This window comes from Paenibacillus sp. FSL R7-0312 (assembly GCF_038004445.1).
Classification (GTDB): Bacteria; Bacillota; Bacilli; order Paenibacillales; family Paenibacillaceae; genus Paenibacillus_AQ.
In genome coordinates this window covers 6,058,427-6,081,736 of the sequence record NZ_JBBORE010000001.1, presented here as the reverse complement: position 1 = coordinate 6,081,736, position 23,310 = coordinate 6,058,427, and the positions used below count along the sequence as shown (strand labels likewise).

Sequence of the window (23,310 nt, the reverse complement as noted above, 5' to 3'; positions counted from 1 at the left end):
GAAAGTGGGCGATAGGAAGAAATGAGGAGCAAAAGTGCCCCTGAATCCGCCGAAAGTGGGCGATAGGAAGAAATGAGGAGCAAAAGTGCCCCTGATTCCGCCGAAAGTGGGCGATAGGAAGAAATGAGGAGCAAAAGTGCCCCTGATTCCGCCGAAAGTGGGCGATAGGAGGAAATGAAGAGCAAAAGTGCCCCTCAATCCGCCCGATATGCGCAGGCAAAAGAATGGTGTAAACTATCTATCTTGTTCTTCATTTATAGCTGCAGCCGTGTAATCGCCAGCAGGTGCATTAAGTCATGTGAAATACCGGGAGCGGCTCATCAACCGCCGGCTGCTCCTGTGCTAAAGAACGGAAATTCAGTTGCCACGCAGCAAGCAAGCGTTTTCATTAATCGAATTTTCGGGGGGGAAGTCCTATAGTTTATGAATTGTAAGCGCATTCTGAAAACGTATAATTAGAAATATCAACAGGAGAATTTATTAGCATAAGCGATTAGCCAAAAAGGGGAGGCATAACAACATGCACAAAACGGCAAAACGTTCAGCCAAGGCCGCTGCAGCCGGTGTATTAGCACTCACACTGGCACTTACAGGCTGTGGTTCTGGCAACAACAGCAGCAACACCGGAAGCAAAGATAACACCAGTGGAGGAAACGCCAGTCCGGCAGCGGCCGGAGACGACAATGCTCCGGTAACATTCTCGGTATTTATGAGTGGTCCCGGGCAGCAGCCTACGCCTGACAACAAAATTCTCAAACTGATGAAAGACAAAACCGGGGTCAGCTTCAATATGGAATTCCTGGTTGGCGACCTGCAGCAAAAGCTGGGCGTCATGATCGCCGGGGGTGACTATCCGGACATCATGTCGGGGGACGATAAGCTGATCAATGCCAAAGCTTACATTCCGCTTGAGGATCTGATTGAGAAGTACGCGCCCAACCTGAAGAAGCATTATGCCGATGTGTGGAACCAAATCAAGGATGAGAGTGACGGCCACATCTACGTACTGCCAAGCTATGGCGTATATCAAGGTAAAATTACAGAACCGACTTACCAGGGACCAGGCTTCTGGCTGCAAAAGAAGGTACTGGAGGAAATGGGATATCCAACGCCTAAGACACTTGATGAATATTTCGATATCATTGCCAAATATAAAGAAAAACACCCGGATGTCATCGGGTTCGAATCGCTTAACTTCGACTGGCGTGTGTTCCCGCTGCAGAATGCGCCTGAGCATCTGTCAGGACATCCGAATGACGGAGCTGTGGTCGTAGACAACAATGTAGCGCAGATTTTTGCCGACAAGGATATGGCCAAGGACTACTACAAGAAGCTTAACGAGATTAACGCTCAAGGGCTGATGGACAAGGAAGCGTTCGTGCAGAACTATGACCAGTACCTGGCCAAGATCGCAAGCGGCAAGGTTGTGGGTATGTTTGACCAGCACTGGAACTTCCAGGATGGCGAGACTTCCCTGATCTCCCAGGGCAAAATCGAAGATACGTACATCGGCTTCCCTCTGCTCTATCCGGGTGCTGAGGAGTGGTACCGTGACCGCGGAGCGGTCGGCACCAACCGCGGCTTCGGCATTTCGATCAATGCCAAAGACCCTGAGCGCATTATCAAATTCTGGGATCAGATGATCACTGAGGAATGGCAGAAGACGATCCAATGGGGAGTCAAGGGTGAGGATTATGAAGTGAATGCGGACGGTTCGTTCTACCGGACACCGGAACAACGGGCAAACGCAGACAAGACAAGCTGGCAGGTAGCTAACAAAATCACAGGTATGCACGGTTATATGCCTAAGATTCAAGGTACGTACAGCGATGGAAATGCAGCAGATCCGGGTACGCAGCCACAGGAATTCTTCGACAGCCTGAAGCCGTATGACCAGAAGATTCTGAAGGCGTACAACAAGAAATCCTGGTCTGAATTCTTCAAGGAACCCAAAGAGAACTATATCTACTTCCCGGCTTACTCCATCGTGCTTAAGGATGGTTCGCCAGCTCAGCTTGCACAGTCCAAGCTGAATGACCTTCAGGTTAAATTCCTGCCCAAAGCCATTATGGCCAGTCCGGCAGAGTTCGAAGGCGTATGGCAGGATTATGTGGACAAAATCCACAAGCTGGACATCAAGGCCTACGAAGACCGGATGAATGAAGGCATCCAGCAGCGTATCGAAAAATGGAGCGTCAAGTAAGCGGCACTAAGGCTTGAAACGGAGCGGGAAATGAACTTTCCCGCTCTTCCTAAATAGGAGTGGAGAGAACGATTACACAGGAGGGAATACTACATGTCTGATGCCGTACTGGACAAACAGGTCAAGAAACAGAAGACCCGTAGAAGCAAAGTCGATCCGGAAATCGGTGTGAGCCTCAGCTGGAAGACACTAAAGATACAGAAACAGCTTATTTTCATGTCTGTGCCGATTGCCATCTATCTAATTATTTTTAACTATGTTCCCGTTTGGGGCTGGATTATGGCCTTTCAGAATTACCGCCCGGCGCTGTCCTTCGGCCAGCAGGAGTGGGTAGGCTTTCAGCAGTTCAAATTCTTATTCTCCGATGAGACCTTCATGCTGGTGCTGCGCAACACGGTTGCCATGAGCTTCATCAATCTGGTCCTCGGCACGGTAACGGCGATCGGCCTGGCTTTGCTGTTGAATGAGATCAGAGCCAAGTTCTTCAAGCGTATCGTCCAGTCAATTTCATATTTGCCGCACTTTCTATCCTGGGTTATCGCAGCGGGTATTGTCGCTACCTCCCTGTCCATTGATGACGGGATTGTCAATGTCATTCTAATGAAGCTTCACCTGATTAAAGAACCGATTATGTGGCTCAGTGAAGGCAAGTATTTCTGGGGTATTGTCGGGGCTTCCAACGTGTGGAAAGAAGTCGGCTGGGGCACAATTATCTATCTGGCCGCGATTACCTCCATTGACCCTTCCCTGTATGAGGCAGCATCCATCGACGGCGCTACGCGTCTGCAAAAAATGCGTTTTGTCACTCTTCCGGGAATTAAAGCAACCTTTGTTATTCTGCTGATTATGAATATTGGACATATTCTGGATGCCGGCTTTGAGCTTCAGTACTTGCTCGGCAACGGTCTTACTATAGACTATTCGCAGACCATAGATATCTTCGTCATTAAGTACGGGATCTCTATGGGGAACTATTCTCTGGCTACGGCAGCAGGGATCTTCAAGACCATCGTCAGTGTTGTTCTCGTATTCATGGCCAACTATACTGCCAAACGTCTCGGCGAAGAGCGATTAATCTAAAGGAGGAAGCCCTTATGAAAGCTGTAGCAAAAGGATCAAGCCGCTTAGAGCCGGTTGTGTTTCATACACTGAACTCGCTGTTCATGCTCTTTGTGGTTGCTGTAACCCTATATCCATTCCTCCACACGATGGCTGTTTCGTTCAACGACGGCAGTGACACGCTGGCCGGTGGAATCTATCTCTGGCCCCGTTCGTGGACGCTGGAGAACTACAAGGCGGTCTTTGTTTCAGGGACGATCTACCATGCCGCATTTATCTCGGTATCCCGCACGGTAATCTCAACGCTGCTCGGTGTTTTTCTCACCACTATGCTGGCTTATTCATTGGCGCAGCCACAATATATTTTCCGCAAAAAAATCGGCCTGCTGTTCATCCTGACCATGTATTTCAATGCCGGCCTGATTCCGAACTACTTCCTGATCAAGAATATGGGCCTGCTTCATAGCTTCATGGTCTATATCCTTCCGAGTCTGGTCAGCGCATTCAACCTGATCATTATGCGGACCTATATCCGCGGTCTTCCATTCAGTCTAACTGAATCGGCGAAGATCGACGGGGCGGGGGATTTCCGGATTTTCTGGAAAATCATCTTCCCGCTGTGTACCCCTGTACTGGCAACAGTTGCATTATTCATTGCAGTAGGCTCATGGAATGCCTGGTTCGATACCTTCCTCTATGCTTCCTCGGATATTAAACTAAGCACACTGCAATATGAAATGATGAAGCTGCTGGGTTCCACGATGAGCACGAACAACGATCCTTCCATGCTTGCGGGAGGCCAGAATAATCAGGTGCAGGCTTTGGTTACACCGGCTTCCATCCGTTCCGCGATTACGATCGTTACGGCTGTCCCGATTTTGTTCGTCTACCCTTTCTTACAGAAGTATTTCGTGGTAGGGTTAAACCTGGGAAGTGTGAAAGAATAATTGTCAGTTAGAATTATATAAGAAAAATATGGATAATATAACCGTTTCGGGTGAAGCCGAAGCGGTTTCTCCTGTTCAATACTGGTGAGCCTTGCAGAACTCCAATACTTAAATAAAGAGGGTGATCCAATGCTTAAGGTACTGTTTGCCGACGATGAGCCGCTTATGCTGGAAGGGCTGCGATTCCTGGTAGACTGGGAGATATTAAACTTTGAAGTATGCGGTGAGGCTCTGGATGGGGAGGACGCGCTGGAGCTGATTCACAGTACCCGTCCTGATCTGGTGATAACCGATGTGCGTATGCCGGTCATCGACGGCCTTGAACTGATAAAGAGAGCTTCTGAGAGCGTTTTCCGGCCCAAGTTTATTATCTTCAGCGGCTATGCCGACTTTGAGTATGCCAAGCGGGCGCTTAAGTACGGGGTATCCAACTATTTGACCAAACCCCTGGATGAGAAGGAGCTGACGGAGGCGCTGCAGAGGGTAACCGACCAAATCCATCAGGAGCGGAAGGTGTCCTCACGGCGTGAAGCTCTTTCGGCTCTGATGCAGGCGGATACGGTATCCCGGCTCCTGATGAGGGAGAACACAGAAGAGGAGCTGCAGAAGGGGCTGAATAGCCTTGGAATCCCCCCCGCCTCGCGGATATGCTGTATACTGGTCCATGGAACAGCGCCGGACAGCGTTCACTTGCGTGAGCAGGTCTCTTCCATGGGCGGCAAGGAGCCGCTTCGCAGCCTGAGCGTCTATCCGTTCACCGCAGGAAGCGGAAAGCATGGATATTTGCTGGTCTCCCCGCAGGAAGGGCCGGAGCTTGACCCGGCTATGCTCACAAGCTGGATGGATGAAATAAGACCTTTGTACAGCACACCGGTCTGTTTCACAGCAAGCCTTCAGCCTCACGGACCGGAGGCTCTGAATTCGGCTTATCAAGAGGCGCTGGCTGCTGATCTCTGCAGGCCGGATGCCCCGGAGAGTGAAGCCGCCGGCTCCTTTGAGAAGCAGGATAAGACTCAGATGGCGATGCTTCCGGCAGAGCTGAGAAGATCGCTGCTGCAAGCCGTCACTGAAGGGAAGCTTGAGCACCTGAGCGGGCAACTCCGCGTTGTGTTCAATATATTCTCGGCGGAGGTGGCTTCAAGCTCATGGATCGACGCTTTTCTGGCCAATATCAAAGCAGAGCTGCTTCGTGAAATTACCGCCAAAGGGGGAGATTATGCGCAGTGGGTGAAAAAATGGTTCCCGTCCCGGTATACAGCCAGCTGTCTGCCCCTGCTGGAACGGCAGACGGAGGAGGAGCTGTGCGAAGCCGCTGAGTGGTTCGCTGCGGCTGCGGACGGCAGGCAGGAGGACCAGATCGTGTCCGCTGCGATAGAATATGTCCGCGGACATTACCAGGAGAAGCTGAAGCTGCAGGATATTGCGAAAATTCTGCATGTGAATTCCGCTTACCTGGGACAACGGTTCAGGAAGCATTGTGGCAGCTCTTTTAACGACTATCTCCATGAATACCGTATTGAAGAAGCCAAGAAGCTGCTGCGCCGGACCGATATGTGCATTTCCGATATCTCATGCCGGGTGGGCTATTCAGACGCTGATGTGTTCGCTGCCAAGTTCAAGACGCTTAACGGCGTTACGCCTACCACATACAAGAAGAGCTAAATCAAGGGGGAGGAGGGGACTTGCATGAAGCATAAACGGAAGCCGTCTGCCTTCATCAATGATATTCCGCTCAAATACAAGTTTTTGTTTATCTACTTACTGTGTGTTCTCGTCCCCATACTCAGCATCAACGCCCTTTTTTATGTACAGATCAGCCGCAACGTGGAAGTACGGGAGAGGGAGAATCTGGGGATTTCGGTAGACCGGGTGGTCTATGATCTGATGCAGATCGTGAATGAATGTGTGGCGATCAGCAATACGGTGGCTGCAGACCGGCCCTATATGGAAATGATGGATTATGCCTACCCGGATAATGAGGCTTATTATGATGCCTATAACGATTTTCTCAAGGACAAGCTACGGCAGTACAGCAATCTCCACTCCTATATTTACTGGATGGGCATATATACCTCCAATCCGACGATCCAGAATGGCAGCAGCTATTTCATTCTGTCAGACAAGGATAAGCAGAGTGAATGGTACCGAAAAATATCAAGCAGCACAGACAAGGTGCTTCTAACCTCCTATCAGGGGACCAACCCGCTTAATCCGCCCCAGCAGGAGGTGTTTGTCAGCCTGATCCGCAAGCTGGATAACTTTACGGGCCAGCCCTACAATAAGTATTTGCGGATTGATCTGCGGCTGAACAATGTGCAGGAGCTGTTCCAGAAGGAGCGTGATTACCTGAATTTCAAGCTGATGGATGAGAAGAACCGGATCGTGCTTGCATCGGGCCAATCCTTCTACTCGCTGGATGCCAATGCTCTGCTGAATGTGGACACGAGCCTGGATCAGCCTTCAGAGCAGATTGTCCGTACGCTCAGCAGTGCAGCCTACACAAAGGGCTGGCGGCTGGTCGGAACTCCGGAGGGCCGGAAGGTGAATCATGAAATGGTCCATGCGCTAAGGGTCTCACTGATTCTTGCTCTATTAACTATAATCCTCCCTACCCTGCTCATGATTGTGATTATAAGGTCCTATAATCTGCGGGTCAGATTGCTCTACAAGCATATGAAGCTGGTCAAATATGAACAGTTCGAGAGCATTGATATGTATGAGGGGAAGGATGAAATCGGCGGACTGATCCGCAGCTTCAATCTGATGACCGGGAAAATCCGCAATCTGATCAATGATGTCTATAAGCTGGAGATTCAGAAGAAGGACCTGGAGCTTGAACGGGTACGGGCAGAGCTCAAATATCTGGAAAGCCAGGTGGACCCTCATTTCCTCTTCAATACGCTGAATGCCATATTGGTCATTTGCAAGAAATATAAGTATGAACAAGTCACGGATGTCATCCGCAATCTGGCTCTGATTATGCGCAGGCTGCTAAGCTGGAAGGATGACCTTATTACCGTAGAGGAAGAAGTCTCTTTTATCGAAATGTATCTGCAGATTGAGAAGTTCCGCTTTCAGAACCGGTTCTCTTATGTAATTGATATTGAGCCTGAGGTGCTGAAATGCCGGATTCCCAAGATGAGCATACAGGCATTGGTGGAGAATTCCTGCAAGCATGGCCTGCAGTCGGTCAAATGGGCCAGGAAAATCCACGTGTCCGCTGCGAGGGATGACGCAGGTCTGCTGATCGTAGTGACGGACAATGGCAAGGGAATCGAGAAGGAGAAGCTGGAATGGATCAAGTCCCATCTGGAAACGGAGCAGGATTCCGGACAAAATGTCGGGCTTCGCAATGTGTATAAACGCTTGATGTTGTACTATAACGGCAGAGCCAAGTTCAGCATTGAGAGCACCGAATATGAACAGACGGTCATTACCATCCGGATTCCCGAGGACTTGAGCCTGGATCTGATAGTGGAGGGATCTCATGTATAAAGTGGTACTCGCGGATGATGAAACCATCGCATTAGAGGGTTTACGGACGCAGACGGATTGGGAAGAGCTGGGCTTTGAAATCTGCGGGGCCTGCGAGAATGGGGAGGAAGCGTTGGCTGCGATTGTACAAAACTCGCCCGATCTAGTGATTACCGATATCCGTATGCCCGGGATCGACGGGCTGGAGCTGATAGGGCGCGTGTGCAGCCTTCAGATGGAGCAGCCGATCTTCATCGTGCTTAGCGGCTACGGCGAATTTGAATATGCTAGAACTGCCATTCGTTATGGGGTAAGACACTATCTGCTGAAGCCGGTCGTTGAGGCCGAATGGGATAAGGTGCTTACAGACATTACGGATGAGCTGGAGCTGCGTGTTAAGCAGAGGATGCAGCAGAGTATGCTGGCGAGCCGGCTGCTGCCACTGGCGATTGCGCGCATGCTTGAGGGTCACTGGGCCGAGCCTGAAGAGGAGGCGGCGGAGCAGATGGACCGTCTGGATGAGACCGTCACGGGCTGGACGTATCTGCATGTGGAGGGACATAGCAGCAATATCTCAGAGCTGTGCCGGGAGCTCGCCGGACCAGCAGGTGCCCTGTTCATTGACCTGCCAGGCGATCAAGCCGGGCTCGTTGTGGAGAGCGCGGAAGCGGCGGCAGGGCTGTCGGAGCAGCTATGTGCCGGGCTGACCCTCAGCGGTGTGAAGGGCTCCGTAAGCATCGGGCCAAGTGTGCGGTCACTGCGCGAGCTGCCTGTCTCCTACAGGGAAGCGGCAGGGGCTGCGGCCCGCCACTACTTCTATTCGGGCGGGAGCAGTCCGGTGGATTCGGCTATTGAAGGCGAGGGCCAGGTGAACTACAATCTCCCTGCCACGGAGTTGATTGAGGAAATGATAAGCGCTGTGGAAAGGCTGCAGGAGAAGAAGGTTCTGGAGAAGCTGAACGAGATGTTTGGCGTGTTCAAGGAGAACCGGACAGATCCGGGAGTCGTTCAGATGACGAGCATGGATATCATGCTGAGAAGCATGGAATTGCTGAAGGAATTCGGCGGAGTGGATGATCAGTGGAGCGGCACGCTTGATTGTTTCAGAACTGAGCCCAAATCGCTGGAAGCCCTGCAAGCCACCCTTCAGAACGTACTGGAAACGTGTATGAATTCTATCCGGCAGCACAAGGAACGCAACTCCGAGCATCCGCTTATCCGCGTAGAATGCTTCTTGAGGGATCATTATTCCAGGCATTTGACTGTCAAAGAGGTTGCCGAGCATTTCTATATCAATCCGGTGTACCTGGGTCAGGCCTTCATCAAAAAGCATGGGATCAGCATTCTGGAGTACATTCACAATCTGCGTATAGAAGCAGCCAAGAGGCGGCTGATCGAAACTCACGACACCGTCAGAAGCATTGTGGAGAGTGTGGGGTATGTGCACTATCATCATTTCCTGAGAGAGTTCGAGAAGCGGACGGCACTCAAGCCGGTAGCATTCCGGGAACAGGCCCAATCTGAACAAGGCTAGGGCATCCATTTATTTATTAGGGTCCAAGTCTTTACTATGGTGATGGTAAACGCATTCAAATCCGTTATGATAGAGATAGCTGTCCTAAAATTGTGATTCACAGGAGGTTAGAAAAGATGAAGCAAGCCAGCAGCGAAATTCCTGCATTACATGAAATGTTCCGGGATGCCTTCAAGATAGGGGCTGCCGTCAGTACTGGCATTATATCTGCTCAGGGTTCTTTCATTGCCAAGCATTACAACAGTATTACTGCCGAGAATGAAATGAAGCCGGTAGAGCTTCAGCCGGAGGAAGGGAGCTATACCTTCGATGCTGCGGACCGTATCTTTGAATTCGCAGAGGCACATGGAATCGGCGTCCGGGGACATACGCTTCTATGGCATAATCAGACAGGGGACTGGATGTTCCGGAATGCAGAGGGCGGCCCTTGCAGCAGAGAGGAATTACTGACCCGCCTGCAGACTCACATCAACACGGTTGTGGGGCGTTACCGGGGACGGGCCTACGCCTGGGATGTGGTTAATGAAGCTATTGAGGATAAATCCGATCAATATCTGCGGGAGACCCGCTGGCTGGAGATGATCGGCGAGGATTATCTCCGCCATGCTTTTGAGATGGCACATCAGGCGGACCCTGACGCTCTTCTGTTCTACAACGACTATAATGAGACCGATCCTGTCAAAAGCGTCAAAATCCACAAGCTGGTCCGCAGCCTGCTCGATCAGAATACGCCGATCCATGGCATAGGTATGCAGGGGCATTGGAATATCTATGGCCCGTCCATTGAAGAAATCCGCAGCGCCCTGGAGCTGTACGTCTCTCTGGGACTCAAAATTCAGATCACGGAGCTAGATATCTCGATGTTCCGTCATGACGATAAACGCACGGACTTGAAAGCGCCAACAGAAGAGATGCTGAGGCTCCAGGAGGAGCGATATGCGGAGATCTTCGCCCTCCTGCTGGAATACAAAGATTCCATTGATTCGGTGACCTTCTGGGGCGTGGCCGATGATTATACCTGGCTGGACGGCTTCCCGGTCCGCGGACGCAAGAACTGGCCGTTCCTGTTCGACGAGCAGAAGCAGCCCAAGGCTTCATTCACACGGCTGGCCGGTCTGACGGCTTCGCAATCTTAATCAATAATGGAGGGAATTAAATGACAACTCAGCTGAATCAGGCTACCGGAAAGGTACCGCCTAACGGTAATCCGCTTGTAGCACACAGATACGGAGCTGACCCTTACGCCCTGGTATTCGGGGACAGAGTCTATCTGTACATGACCAACGACGCGCTGGAATATGATGAGAGCGGCGTGGTGAAAGAGAACTCTTACAGCAGTATCAATACCATTACCGTTATCTCTTCCGCCGACCTGGTCAACTGGACCGATCATGGCGCGATTGCCGTGGCCGGACCGGAAGGCGCAGCGAAGTGGGCTACCCAGTCCTGGGCACCGGCAGCGGTTCATAAGGTGATTGGCGGTAAGGACAAGTTCTTCCTGTACTTCGCCAATAATGCCAGCGGAATTGGGGTTCTGTCGAGTGACAGTCCGGTGGGGCCATGGGTTGACCCTATCGGGGAAGCGTTGATTCTGCGTTCCACGCCCGGGGTTGAAGATGTGACCTGGCTGTTCGACCCGGCCGTTCTGGTCGATGACGACGGCAAGGGCTACATTTACTTCGGAGGCGGTGTCCCGGAAGGGCAGTTCGCAGAGCCGGGCACAGCCCGGGTGATGAGACTGGGTGAGGATATGACCAGCGTAGTGGGTACTGCCGAAGTGATTCCGGCCCCGTTCATGTTCGAGGATGCCGGGATTCATAAGCGGAACGGTGTCTACTACTATACTTACTGCTCGAACTTCTATGACGGTGAACGGCCGGAGGGCAGCCCTCCTGCGGGAGAGATCGCCTATATGACGAGTGACAGTCCCATGGGTCCCTGGACTTATCAGCGGACGATCCTGAAGAATCCGGGACATTTCTTCGGAGTTTCCGGGAACAACCACCATGCGGTATTTGAATTTCATGACAGCTGGTATATTGCTTATCACGCTCAGACCTTGTCCAAGGCCCAAGGGATTGCGAACGGCTACCGCTCCACGCATCTTAACCGCCTGACTCATACTGAGGACGGTTCCATTCAGGAGATTCAAGCTGACTATGAGGGCGTGCAGCAGCTTGGCACACTGAATCCGTATGAACGCATTCCGGCGGCAACGTTGGGCTGGAGCGCAGGGGTGAAGACAGCATTCCTCACTGCGGGAGGAGAGCAGGTTGTAACGGATATTGAGAATGGCGGCTGGATCGGATTATCCGGAGTGGACTTCGGGAGCCGGGGAGCAGAGACGTTCCTGGCTTCGGTTCTGGGTCTTGAAGCCGGTGGTGTACTGGAGCTGCATCTCGATGAACCGGCAGGCCCGCTTGCCGGCAAACTGTCCGTGCCTGCAGCGAACGGGGCAGAATGGACGGAGCTGAAGACGGAGGTTCATGGAGCTGTAGGAGTGCATTCACTCTATCTGGTATTCACGGGCGCGAGCGGCAAGGGCTTGTTCAAGCTGGCAGCTTGGCAATTCACGGCAGAAGCATAACTAACCTCAAGGGGGCTAATACATTGAATATCGCCACCATCACCAATCCTGTACTGTGGGCAGATGTCCCGGATGTGGATGTCATCCGGGTCGGCCCTGTGTTCTATATGGTCAGCACCAGTATGCACTCCATGCCGGGCTGTCCGATTATGAAGTCGGAGAATCTGTACGACTGGGAAATCGTGAATTATGTCTATGACACCTTCGAGGATCACGAGGCCCACCGGCTGGAAGACGGCCAAGGAATATATGGCAGCGGTTCTTGGGCGGCCTCCCTCCGTTATAAGGACGGGGTATACTATGTATGCTTCTCCTCCAATGATATGGACCAGTTCTATATCTACCGGACGGAAGACATCGAGCAGGGACCTTGGGAGCGTTCGGTCATTCCAGGACTCCATCATGACCCGGCTCTGCTGCTGGACGAAGATAACCGCAATTATGTGATCTATGGCAACGGGGACATCCGGATCAAGGAGCTGACAGCGGATCTGACGGCTGTGAAGCCCAGCGGAACGGATCTGCTGCTGCTGGAAGGCGAACGGGAAGACATCGGCCTGCGGATTGAAGGCTGTCATGCGCATAAGCGGAACGGCTATTATTATCTGTTCTTCATTGAATGGCCGAGAACCGGCAATCAGCGCAGACGCCAGCTATGCTACCGTTCCCGGGAGCTGCTGGGTCCTTACGAGTGGAGGGTTGTTCTGGATGATGATCTGGGCTACCAGAATAACGGTGTCGCGCAAGGCGGCATTATTGATACACCGGACGGAGACTGGTACGCAGTGCTGTTCCAGGATCATGGGGCTGTCGGGCGGATTCCCTGTGTCCTCCCTGTAAGCTGGGAGCAGGATTGGCCGGTGATCGGGGAGAATGGTGAAGCGCCTAAAGTGTTCCAGACGAAGCTACCTGCGGGTGAGCCGAAACCGCTGGTGATCAGCGATGAGTTCGAATACAGCAGCGACCGGCTGGCGCTGAACTGGCAGTGGAACCATAATCCTGACAACGGGCTATGGTCGCTCACCGAGCGGCCGGGTTATCTGCGGCTGCGCACCGGACGCACAGCAGACAGCATCCTGCGGGCGCGCAATACGCTGACCCAGCGGACGGAGGGTCCGGCATGCAGTGCGGAGACCCTGATTGACCTCTCAGGCATGCAGACCGGCGACAGGGCAGGGTTGGTTGCCCTGCAGAACGGGTACGGGACGGTCGAGGCTGCCGCCTTGGAGCAGGGCGGCTTCAGCGTGAGCATGTGCGTTAACAGCGGTGAGGGCTTCCCGCAGACGGTGGAGAGTATTCCATTCACCGGCAACAGGATATATCTCAGAATCGATTTTAATTTCAAAGATAGCGTGGACCAGGCCCATTTCTTCTATTCGGCGGACGGGGCGGTCTGGAAGGCTATTGGCGGGACGCTTCATATGAAATATACGCTGGATCATTTCATGGGCTACCGGATGGGCTTGTTCAATTATGCAACCGGGTCATCCGGCGGTTATGCCGATTTCGATTATTTCCGTTATCGCAGGCAGGGCTAAGTCCGGGTCTTGAACCGGGTAGCATAAACGCTTGGAGTCATGGAAGTGTTCTGTTTGAATATTCGTCCGAAATACGTCAGGTTGGAGAATCCGACCCGGAAGGCCACCTCCTGAACCGGATACTGGTGAAGCTGAAGCAGCCGGCAGGCTTCGTATACCCGCAGCATGTTCACATATTCAATCAAGGTTTTTCCAGTGTTTTTCTTGAACAGGTGACAGAAATAGTTGGGGGTCACGCAGCAGATCCGGGCGGCTTCCTCCACAGTCAGTGGTTCATGGAAATGGTTGCTAAGATGAATCAGCAAAGGCTGAATGCCTGTCTCCTGACGGTCTTTTTTGGAAGGCGGTGCTTTGAATTCTGCCAAGGGATAAGCAAGACCCAGGGAAGAGAACAAGCCGCCTTTGATACATAATTCATAACCCGGGCTTTTGTTCTGATAGCTGTACACGATCTGTTCAATACATGCTCTTATCCGCCGGGTAACCGGCTGATCCGAACTATAAAAGGCGGGCAGCCGGATCTCGCCGGAGAGCAGTGGCCGGATGTGCTGAAGCTCGGTAAGATCTCTCATCCCGTTCAGCAGAGCTTCGTTATAGACGACTGCATACAGCTCGCTGCCCTCTTCTGTAGGATAGGCCGCGTGGATCTGGGGCCGGCCGACAAAGGCCAGCTCCCCTTCCACAAGTTCTCTGGAACTAGGACCGACCTGCACCCGGAAGCTGCCCTTGGTAATTAGAATCCATTCGAGATGGTCGTGCCAATGAGGCGGAATGATGCTGCGGTCCGGAAAGCAGATATGAAACACATTGATGGGAAACAGGCCCTCGGGAATCTCCGTGTGCTCTTTTTTCCATGGATAAGGCTTGTCCTCGAAAGCTACACTCATCTTAATCCCTCCACAAAAACGTAATATCGTATGATAGATGCGTACTTTTATGTATAGTATCGCGGCTTCGCACTCTTTATAATGTGGTTGCAACCTTATTATAGAACTGTTGGAGGGATCACGCTATGTTTCGTGAAGAGAATGGCAGACTGATCAGAGAATATGACCATGAGAGAGTCTGGATAGAGCCTTGGGGAGAGCATTCGCTGCGTATCCGGGCTTCGTATTCAGAGATCACCGATGAACAGTGGGCGCTTCTGCCGGCAGAGCAGACCTCAAGCAAGATAACCATTACCCAAGAACGTTCGACCATCGTGAATGGGAATATCCGGGCGGAGATGACAGGCAAGGGCCAGATCTTCTTCTATAACCAGCATGGCAAGCTGTTGCTTAACGAAACGGAAGATACGTATCAGTTAAAATATGGCGGCAGAGAGCTTGCTGCCGTTCCCGGCAGCAGCGATTTCTCTGTGAAGCTACGGTTGGAAGCCGATCCGTTAGAGAAGCTGTACGGCATGGGGCAATACCAGCATTCCTTCCTGAATCTGAAGGGCTGTTCGCTGGAGCTGACTCACCGCAACAGCCAGATCAGTATTCCGTTTGTGCTGTCAAGCGCCGGTTACGGGTTCCTGTGGCATAATCCGGCCATCGGGCAGGCGCATTTCAGTCTGAATGTTACAGAATGGACCGCCCCGTCGTCCAAACAACTGGATTATTGGATCACTGCTGGGGATACGCCTGCCGAGATCGAAGAGGCGTATGCCAAGGCAACGGGAACCGTTCCGATGATGCCGGATTACGGTATGGGGTTCTGGCAATGCAAGCTCCGCTACCGCACGCAGGAGGAATTGCTGGAGGTGGCCAGAGAGCATAAACGGCGGAACCTGCCGATTGACGTTATCGTCATTGATTTCTTCCACTGGACGAATCAGGGAGACTGGAGATTTGATCCCGAATATTGGCCTGATCCTGAGGCTATGGTGCAGGAGCTTCAGGAGATAGGCATTGAGCTGATGGTCTCGGTATGGCCGACAGTGCAGACCGAGAGCGAGAATTATCAGGAGATGCTGGAGAAAGGGTATTTGCTCCGTTCGGACCGTGGGGTGCGGACACAATTTCAGTTTTTGGGCCAAAATGCTATCTTTGATGCGACCAACCCTGAAGCCCGCCAGTTCCTGTGGGGGCTGATCAAGCAGAATTATTATGATAAAGGGATCAAGGTATTCTGGCTGGATGAGGCGGAGCCGGAGCTGACCGTCTATGACCATGATATTTACCGTTATCATATCGGCTCCAGCAAGCAGATCGGAAATCTCTATCCGGTGAAATACAGCCAGACCTTCTATGACGGAATGGCCGCTGAGGGACAGGAGAATATCATCAATCTGGTGCGTACCGCCTGGGCAGGCAGCCAGCGCTACGGAGCGCTAGTATGGTCTGGAGATATCCACTCCAGCTTCAAGGTTCTGGCGATTCAGGTGAGGGCCGGTCTGAATATGGCCGTGGCCGGAATTCCCTGGTGGACCACGGACATCGGCGGCTTCCACGGCGGCAATCCGGCAGACGCTTCGTTCCGCGAGCTGATGGTGCGCTGGTTCCAGTATGGCGCGTTCTCTCCGGTCTTCCGGTTGCATGGAGACCGCCAGCCTTTTGTTCCGCCAACCGGTACGCGTGGCGGTGGCGTGTGCGGAAGCGGCTCGGATAATGAAGTGTGGAGCTACGGGGAAGAGGCCTATGCCATCTTCAAGGAATTCATGCAGATGAGAGAGCGGCTGAAGCCTTATATCCGTGGGCTCATGGAAGCTGCCCATGAGAAGGGTACACCTCCGATGCGTCCATTGTTCTATGATTTCCCTCAGGACCCGGCAGCCTGGGATGTCGAAGACCAATATATGTTCGGTCCTGATCTGCTGGTCGCCCCGGTGCTGAGTGAGGGTGAAAGAGCACGTAAGGTGTATCTGCCATCGGGATCACAGTGGACCCATGTCTATTCCGGCAATACGTTTGCCGGGGGACAGGCCATCATGACAGACGCCCCGCTGGAGCAGATTCCGCTGTTTATCCGTGATGATGCAGCGCTGCCGATTCTGGGTGCGGCTGAAGAATAAGGGAATTGGGTCAGGTCAAACAGAGCAGCGATTCTCCTGATTGGAGGAATCGTTGCTCTGTTTTTTGGTCATATGCGGCTTGTTCCAGTTGACTTGTACTTAAATGGATTATAGCGGCTAAAGTGAGGCAGGGAACGGCCTTGGTAGGAGTGGCTGCGCCTGTGGCCGTGGCCCGAGCCCGAGCCCAAGCTAGTTGGATATTCTACACTTGCTAAGGAGCGGAGGAGCCTGTGCCGGATAGCAGATGGATAAACAGCACTTAATTTGCTATAAATCTGTCGGAGTTGAGAAATGCTTGAAATTAAATGACGTTTATCCAATTAATTCCTCCAAATGCTGCGTAACATCCAAATTAAGATACGTTTATCCAATTAATGATGCTGAATGGATGCTCCCCGTGGATAGCTTGACAGCTAATGTATTCCGATGCCCCCTGTGATCGACAGCTAATGTATGCGGGAACGGTAATCTAACCTAATCTAAGTAAGGATGGATTCGCCTACAGTTGGAGTAAGGATGGATTCGCGTACAGTTGGAGTCTGTCCTCACACCCCCACCATCTAAGGCTCAATGTAGTTCACCTCCCAGTAAGGCTCAACCAGTTCACCTCCCAGGGAGCAACCTATTTACTTCCCAAGGAGCAACCTATTCCTCATCCCTGGGAAGCGGTTGTTTGGCAGCCAGCTTCTCGCGGTAGGCCCGGGGGGAGAATCCGGTAAGCTGCCGGAACTGGCGGCAGAAGTGCTCAACATTCGCATAGCCGCAGAGTGAGGCGATCTCCGCAATTTTGTGCTGGCCATAGCCGAGCCTCTCCTTGGCCAGCCGAATCCGGCAGTGAATGACATCCTCCATGCAGGAGATCCCGAAGGTGGATTTGTAGATGGTCTGCAGGTAGCCGGTGCTGATGTGCAGATGCGCGGCCATAGAGGACACGGTCCAGGGGTGGCCGGGGTTGCTGTACAGCGTCTTACGCAGATCCAGAAGGTTATAGTATTGCGGAGTCAGCTTGTCCTGGGACGCCTCGGACAGCTTATTGAACAAGAGCCGGAACAGGTAGTCAATGGATAGCTCCCGGTAATCGTTCTGGAAGGAGTTCTCCAGCGTCAGCAGCTGAAACAGCTGATGGCAATAGCCGGGGTCCGGCAACGAGAATGGAGTACCGACCGGTAAGACGGTCTCTGTAATATAAGATTCATCCGCATCAAAGCGGACCCAGTCATTCACATACTTCCGCGAGCAGGCGCGGTAATAGATGTTGTGCTTAGGCGGGTACAGGACAGCAGAGTGAGCGGGATACTCCTGCAGTACTCCATTCACTTCAAACAGCGCCGGAGTTTGTGTCAGGACAAGAAGCCAGGCATCCAGCCCTTCCGGTATGCTGTACACGAAATCGTGCTGATGCGCAGCGTCATATTCAACGTAATGTATTGAGGGCATTGGCTTCTCCTTTCTTCGGATAGATCAATTAATGGTCAGTAAATATCATTGTTAGAATTCCGGTGAATCTCTATAATTCATAGTGTATATTATGGGTGAAACTGAATTATGACAGTGGTGATTATATTAATGTTTATTAGAAATTATCAATTTGAAGGAAGGTTATTGATTAATGATACCACAACCAAACGAAGATCGGAAACAGATCCTTTGCTATACAAGGCTGCCGCAGGAGGATATAGTGTACGCTGCGAGACTTGCCCACAGCATGCATCTGGCTTATAGCGCGAACGGGGTTCAGTTTCAGGAACTGAATCATAACTCGGGTGTTCTGTTCGCCAAGGCGACAGAGAATGAAGACGGGACACTTCGGGCCAAGAGCCTGAAGAATCCGTACCTCTTCCATTTAGCCGACGGGAAATACGGCGTAATTGCCGTGCGTACGGAGGCAGACGGCGAAGCCGACGAACAGAGCAAGGGGAAGGTGCTGTTGTTCTCCTCCGCCGATCTGCTGCAATACAGCGAGGTCGGACTGCTGGAGCTTAAGGCCGATACTTTTGTAAGCGATGTCTCCTGCACATATGATCCGGACCGGAACGGTTACCTGATCAGTTGGATAGATGAGCAGGGTAAGGGCTATGAGAATTTCATCGCTGACCTCATGAGCCTTCAGAATGTCTCGGCACCGCAGGAAGCAGAGCCGTTCACTCTGGATACCGTGGTTGCTGATATCGAAGGGATGCTGCCGCGCAATGTGATCTCCGTCTCCGCAGAGATCGAGCGCAGACTCTACTGCAAGCTTACGGTTCCAGAGAATATTGCTGTCGTGGTACCGGACCGTGTGAGTGCGGCTTCGGTTGAGGAAGTGAAGGGTGTCCGGGCAACGGCTCTATACAGCGATGGTACACAGGCGTCCAAAAAAGTGAATTGGAATACGGACGCCATCGACTGGAGCCAGGCAGGAACCTACAGAATTTCCGGGGAGATTCATCAGGAGCATTATTCATTTCCAATCGCACTTGACCGTGCGGACCCGTGCATTGCACAATGGAAGGGGAAATATTATTTCATTGCCACCAATGATGCGGATCAGAATCATACACTGTATATGAGGGAAGCGGATACGATCCCCGGACTGGTAACGGCTGAAGAAGCGCTGATTCTCGATTCATCCACCTATGAACAGATCCGCGGTCTGCTATGGGCACCGGAATTCCATGTCATTGAAGATGAGCTGTATATTTTTCATGCGGCAACCTCTGGTGAATTCTTCTATGAAGAGTCGCATGTGATGAAGCTGCGGTCAGGCGGTCATCCGATGAATGCGGCGGACTGGTCGATGCCGGAGCGTGTGGTGAAGAAGGACGGCACGTATTTGTGCGAAGCGGGCAAGACGATTTCTCTGGATATGACGGTCATCCGCTGGAACGGGAAACTCTATGCGGCATGGTCAGAGCGCCAGTTCGTGCCTGTAGATCTGGGAGCCTGGGTCTATATTGCAACCATTGATCCGCAGGAGCCATGGAAGCTGACCAGTGATCCGGTGCTGCTGACCCGGCCCGATTATGGCTGGGCCAACAATCATACCTTCGTGGATGAAGGTCCGTTTGCCCTCTATGCGGATGACAAGCTCTACTTGACCTTTGCCAGCGCAGCGGTGGATGCCACCTATGTAGTCGGTCTGCTGACTGCAGATAAGGGGGCGGATCTGCTGGATATAGAGAGCTGGACCAAAGGCAATTATCCGCTGCTGACCTCCAGAAGTGTGCCGGGAGAATACGGGCCGGGCCATAATTCCTACGTGACGGACGAGGACGGGGTCATCTGGAATGCCTATCATGCCAGACCGGGAATAGACGGACCGCGAAGCTCCGGCCTGCGCCGGGTGCATTTTGACATTGACGGTGCTCCGGTTCTGGATCTCACAGAGGATAAGGACCTGAAGCCTGAACTGAAGCAGGTATCAATGGAAGTAATCGTAGGCTAGACTGTAGGTCTGGCTAACCGCATAAGCGTCTCCCTACAATCCAGGAACCCTTGACCCTTCACACAGGCCGGGGGTTCTTTTGTTTCGGAGTTGCCGGCAATCGACTTTAATGGAGGAGTGAATACGGAATGTACGGGATTATCATTGTTGACGATGAGCTGTTTGTCCGCAAGGGGTTGATCGAGATGATTGACTGGGAGGATAGCGGTTTCCAGATTATTGATGAGGCGGATAACGGGGAGGATGCGCTGGAGCTAATCCGCGCCAGACGGCCGCATCTGGTGATCACAGATATCCGCATGCCGATCCTGGACGGCATTGGGCTGATTGAGGCTGTGACGCAGGAGCAGCTCGGGACCGAATTTATTATTATCAGCGGGTATAATGATTTCCGCTATGCCCAGCAGGCTGTAAGGTACGGTGTACTCGATTATGTGCTGAAGCCGATTAACGAGCATGAGATTGTGAAAGCGCTTCATAAGTTCCGCGATGAATTCTCGGCTCAGCAGCAGGTCCAGGACCGGCTTCATCTTCATGAAGGGGAGCAGCGGATAGAAGCCCTGATCCGGGGGGAGCCCATGGACCAAGCGCTGGAGGCTTGGGAGCGGCAGTGGACAGAGGCGGGAGCGAGCCAGTTCACCTACGTCCTGCTGGAGGTCAACAATGTGTTTCCCTGGAGTGACAAGCCTGTGCCAGTGAAGGCGGAGCTGAAGGAAGCGATCCGGCAAGCGGTGCAGCATTTCACTTCAGAGGTTCCTATAGTGTATGAGCACCGACGGTCCTTCGGCTTCATTGTGCCTGATCACTATGTAGGGAAGCATGACGGTGAGCTGCGCAGCTTTCTCACGGATTGTCTGGGCCGGATCTACCGGCGGTTTCCATTGCAGTTCCAAGCGTATGCGGGCAGTCCGGTGAGCTCGCTTAAGGAGCTGAAGCAGTCTTATACTTCGGCCAAGGAGACTGTTGCGTACAAATATGTCCGGCCTGCTCAGCCCATTCTGCTGTTCTCGGATATTGCCGGCATCAAGCTGAACTATACCCATGCCAGCCATGAGGTATTCCGGACTTTAATAGAAGCGATTGAGGAGAATAAGACAGGGGAGCTGCTTGACGCTATCGGCAAGCTGTTTGCAGAATTTCAGGAGAAAATGGTCTCCCAGGAAGCGATAAAGGCGGTGGCCATTCAATGCGTCCATAGTGTACTGCACACCATCCGGAGCATGGAGGGCGATGAGAAGCAGCTGGTGAGCCTTGTGCCGATGATGAACTGGCATGATCATAACATTACTTTGCCGGAGCTGCGTTCCTTATTTGAAGCCTTTGCACTGGAAGCGGCAGAGTGGATACAAGGGCTGTACCAGAGCTACGGCAGCAGCGGGATGTACAGAATCAAGTCTTACGTGGATAAAAACTTCCATGAAAATCTGAATCTGAAACATATCGCGAACCAGTTTTATATGAATTCAGCCTATCTCGGCCAAGTGTTCAAAAAACAATATGGCATGTACTTCAATGACTATCTGCTCCAGCTGCGCATCACAGAAGCCAAAAAGCTGCTGCGGCAGACCGACCTGCGAATCTATGAAATTGCCGAGCAGGTAGGCTTCAAGAATGCCGATTATTTCGTAACCCAATTTGAGAAGCTGGAGCAGAGGACGCCTACAGAATATAGAAACCGGATGGGCAACCGTTAATGCCAGGGAGGGGCTTGTATGAAGCTGTTGAATAACATCCGGCTCAGGAACAAAATGTTCCTGGTGTATTTTCTCGGGATTATTGCTCCGATCATTCTGACGAATATCATCTTCTACAACATTATTACCGGAAATGTGAGGGAGCAGAGAATCAAGGACATCGACCTGGCCGTTGAGCAGATCAAAAATGAGTTCCGGCTGATGGTGGATCAGGCAGTGGGTTTATCCTCTTTTTTCTATGCGGATTACAAAACCAATGAGGTACTGAACCGTAATTTCACCCAGACTGAAGACTATGTGGAAGCCTATGATCTCTATTTGCGATCCACGCTGAACAACTATTCCCCGTTCTCCTCCTCGCTGCAGAACAAGACGATCTATGTGGATAATTCCACACTGCTGAATTCAGGGAATATCGGTATTCTGTCTAATGAGGTCCGGGGGACTGACTGGTATAAGCAATGGATGCAGGAAGCCTCCTCACAGCCGATGTTCGTCCGTATTGAGGACTCCGGCGGCCGCTTCCAATCGTTCTCTCTGCTCCGGCGGATGGATTATTTCGCAGACCGGATGGTCAAGGAGAAGCTGGTGAAGCTTGATTTCAAGACGATTGACCTCATCGAGGTGTTTGCCAATCTGAATGTGCAGGGCGATGTGTATCTGCTGAATCCGGAGGGCCAGATTGAATATACGACCAACCGGGCCGTGGATTGGCGGGGGACTGACAGGCAGCAGTATGCCTCGCTGAAGAAGGAGCATAACATTGATTTCGAGAAGGAATACGGCAGTATCAGCTATCTGTCCGGCTGGCGGATTATCGGGACCGTCAACGAGAATGAGATGTTCAAGGCGGCGCTGAAATCCCGCCATTTCATTCTGTGGTCTGCCTGTCTGATGATGATCATCCCCACCGTCATTATTCTGATTATTACCCGCTCGATCAACTTAAGGATTGTCGAGATCTTAAGGCACATGAAGAAGGTCAAGACACAGCAGTTCCAGATGATCATGCACGGGGAGTCCCGCGACGAAATCGGCCAGCTGACCCTGGAATTCAACAGTATGATTATGCAGATTAAGGCCTTGATTAACGATGTATATCTCACGGAAATTCAGAAGAAATCCCTGGAGCTGGAACGGCGGAAGGCGCAGCTTAATGCTCTGCAGAGCCAGATTAACCCCCACTTTCTGTTCAACGCGCTGGAAACGATACGGATGCGCAGCCTGCTCAAGCATGAGAACGAGACGGCCAAAATCATCCAAAGCATGGCGATGATCCTGCGCAGCTCGCTGACCTGGAATAAGGAATGGGTGAGCGTGGAGGAGGAGCTTGGGTTTATTATGTGTTTTCTGGATATCCAGAAATACCGCTTCGAAGATAAGCTGAGCTACCATATCGATGTGCAGCCTGAAGCCTACGCCTGCTTGGTTCCGAAGATGGTGTTCCTCCCCTTTGTGGAGAACGCCAGCATTCATGGTATCGAGCCGCTGAAGAAGGGCGGAGACATTGAGCTCCGCATCCGGGTGGAGCGGGATGAGGTTGTTTTTCAAGTGGAGGACAACGGGATTGGCATGAGCAGCGAACAGGTGGAGACGCTGTACGGATACCTCAATATGGAGGGGATTATCGGCGAACGCATCGGGATACAGAATGTAATCTACCGGGTCACCATGCTGTATGGCGGGCGAGCAGCCTTCCATGTGGACAGCAGGCCGGGTGAAGGGACGCGGATTGAGCTGAGAATTCCAGCAAATCCATAGTTTTCAAAGAAGAAGCCATAATTTTACGGGTAACGTAGAAATGAAAACGCTTTTATACTAAAGAAGCACTAAATTATGAATACAAAAGGGGGAA

At 52.0% G+C, this 23,310-nt stretch carries 15 protein-coding genes; 13 read left to right on the top strand and 2 right to left on the bottom strand.

Annotation, left to right across the window (positions count from 1 at the left end; all coding sequences use genetic code 11):
* The first annotated feature begins 520 nt into the window (after nucleotides 1–520).
* From MKX70_RS26780 to MKX70_RS26740, 9 genes are all read left to right on the top strand, one after another.
* A complete protein-coding gene (locus MKX70_RS26780; protein WP_042235169.1) occupies nucleotides 521–2,203 on the top strand; it encodes an extracellular solute-binding protein in 1,683 nt (560 codons plus the stop codon).
* 93 nt (nucleotides 2,204–2,296) lie between these two features.
* Nucleotides 2,297–3,283: an ABC transporter permease gene (locus tag MKX70_RS26775; RefSeq protein WP_052416259.1), complete on the top strand. Its 987-nt coding sequence runs from the start codon at nucleotides 2,297–2,299 to the stop codon at nucleotides 3,281–3,283.
* A 14-nt stretch (nucleotides 3,284–3,297) separates the two neighbouring features.
* Nucleotides 3,298–4,209: a carbohydrate ABC transporter permease gene (locus MKX70_RS26770; RefSeq protein ID WP_340788058.1), complete on the top strand. Its 912-nt coding sequence runs from the start codon at nucleotides 3,298–3,300 to the stop codon at nucleotides 4,207–4,209.
* Nucleotides 4,210–4,338: 129 nt separating this feature from the next.
* Nucleotides 4,339–5,871, top strand: coding sequence for a response regulator transcription factor (locus MKX70_RS26765; RefSeq protein ID WP_340788055.1), 1,533 nt, complete (start codon nucleotides 4,339–4,341; stop codon nucleotides 5,869–5,871).
* Nucleotides 5,872–5,895: 24 nt separating this feature from the next.
* Complete coding sequence (locus MKX70_RS26760) at nucleotides 5,896–7,704, top strand: sensor histidine kinase (protein WP_042235175.1); 1,809 nt, start codon at nucleotides 5,896–5,898, stop codon at nucleotides 7,702–7,704.
* Nucleotides 7,697–9,217, top strand: coding sequence for a response regulator transcription factor (locus MKX70_RS26755; RefSeq protein WP_340841209.1), 1,521 nt, complete (start codon nucleotides 7,697–7,699; stop codon nucleotides 9,215–9,217). Before MKX70_RS26760 ends, MKX70_RS26755 begins: the two co-directional genes overlap by 8 nt.
* Before the next feature lie 116 nt (nucleotides 9,218–9,333).
* Nucleotides 9,334–10,353 (top strand): endo-1,4-beta-xylanase, encoded by a 1,020-nt coding sequence (locus MKX70_RS26750; RefSeq protein WP_042235180.1) that lies wholly within the window; start codon nucleotides 9,334–9,336, stop codon nucleotides 10,351–10,353.
* Nucleotides 10,354–10,373: 20 nt separating this feature from the next.
* Nucleotides 10,374–11,804, top strand: coding sequence for a glycoside hydrolase family 43 protein (locus MKX70_RS26745; RefSeq protein WP_042235182.1), 1,431 nt, complete (start codon nucleotides 10,374–10,376; stop codon nucleotides 11,802–11,804).
* Nucleotides 11,805–11,827: 23 nt separating this feature from the next.
* Nucleotides 11,828–13,342, top strand: coding sequence for a glycoside hydrolase family 43 protein (locus tag MKX70_RS26740; RefSeq protein ID WP_340788047.1), 1,515 nt, complete (start codon nucleotides 11,828–11,830; stop codon nucleotides 13,340–13,342).
* Here the strand turns inward: MKX70_RS26740 and MKX70_RS26735 are convergent.
* Complete coding sequence (locus MKX70_RS26735; protein WP_042235185.1) at nucleotides 13,339–14,229, bottom strand: AraC family transcriptional regulator; 891 nt, start codon at nucleotides 14,227–14,229, stop codon at nucleotides 13,339–13,341. The genes MKX70_RS26740 and MKX70_RS26735 overlap by 4 nt on opposite strands.
* 125 nt (nucleotides 14,230–14,354) lie before the next feature.
* Here MKX70_RS26735 and MKX70_RS26730 point away from each other — a divergent pair, with 125 nt between their 5' ends.
* A complete protein-coding gene (locus MKX70_RS26730; protein WP_340788044.1) occupies nucleotides 14,355–16,337 on the top strand; it encodes a glycoside hydrolase family 31 protein in 1,983 nt (660 codons plus the stop codon).
* Between the two features lie 645 nt (nucleotides 16,338–16,982).
* Here MKX70_RS26730 and MKX70_RS26725 read toward each other — a convergent pair.
* Complete coding sequence (locus MKX70_RS26725; RefSeq protein WP_340788041.1) at nucleotides 16,983–17,774, bottom strand: helix-turn-helix transcriptional regulator; 792 nt, start codon at nucleotides 17,772–17,774, stop codon at nucleotides 16,983–16,985.
* A 241-nt stretch (nucleotides 17,775–18,015) separates the two neighbouring features.
* Between MKX70_RS26725 and MKX70_RS26720 the strand changes: the two genes are divergently transcribed.
* From MKX70_RS26720 to MKX70_RS26710, 3 genes are all read left to right on the top strand, one after another.
* A complete protein-coding gene (locus tag MKX70_RS26720) occupies nucleotides 18,016–19,761 on the top strand; it encodes a family 43 glycosylhydrolase (RefSeq protein ID WP_231637836.1) in 1,746 nt (581 codons plus the stop codon).
* A gap of 128 nt (nucleotides 19,762–19,889) precedes the next feature.
* Nucleotides 19,890–21,455 carry a response regulator transcription factor gene (locus MKX70_RS26715; RefSeq protein ID WP_042235194.1) on the top strand — a complete coding sequence of 522 codons (1,566 nt, stop codon included), beginning with the start codon at nucleotides 19,890–19,892 and terminating at the stop codon, nucleotides 21,453–21,455.
* A gap of 18 nt (nucleotides 21,456–21,473) precedes the next feature.
* Nucleotides 21,474–23,216, top strand: coding sequence for a sensor histidine kinase (locus tag MKX70_RS26710; RefSeq protein WP_042235195.1), 1,743 nt, complete (start codon nucleotides 21,474–21,476; stop codon nucleotides 23,214–23,216).
* Nucleotides 23,217–23,310: the final 94 nt, after the last annotated feature.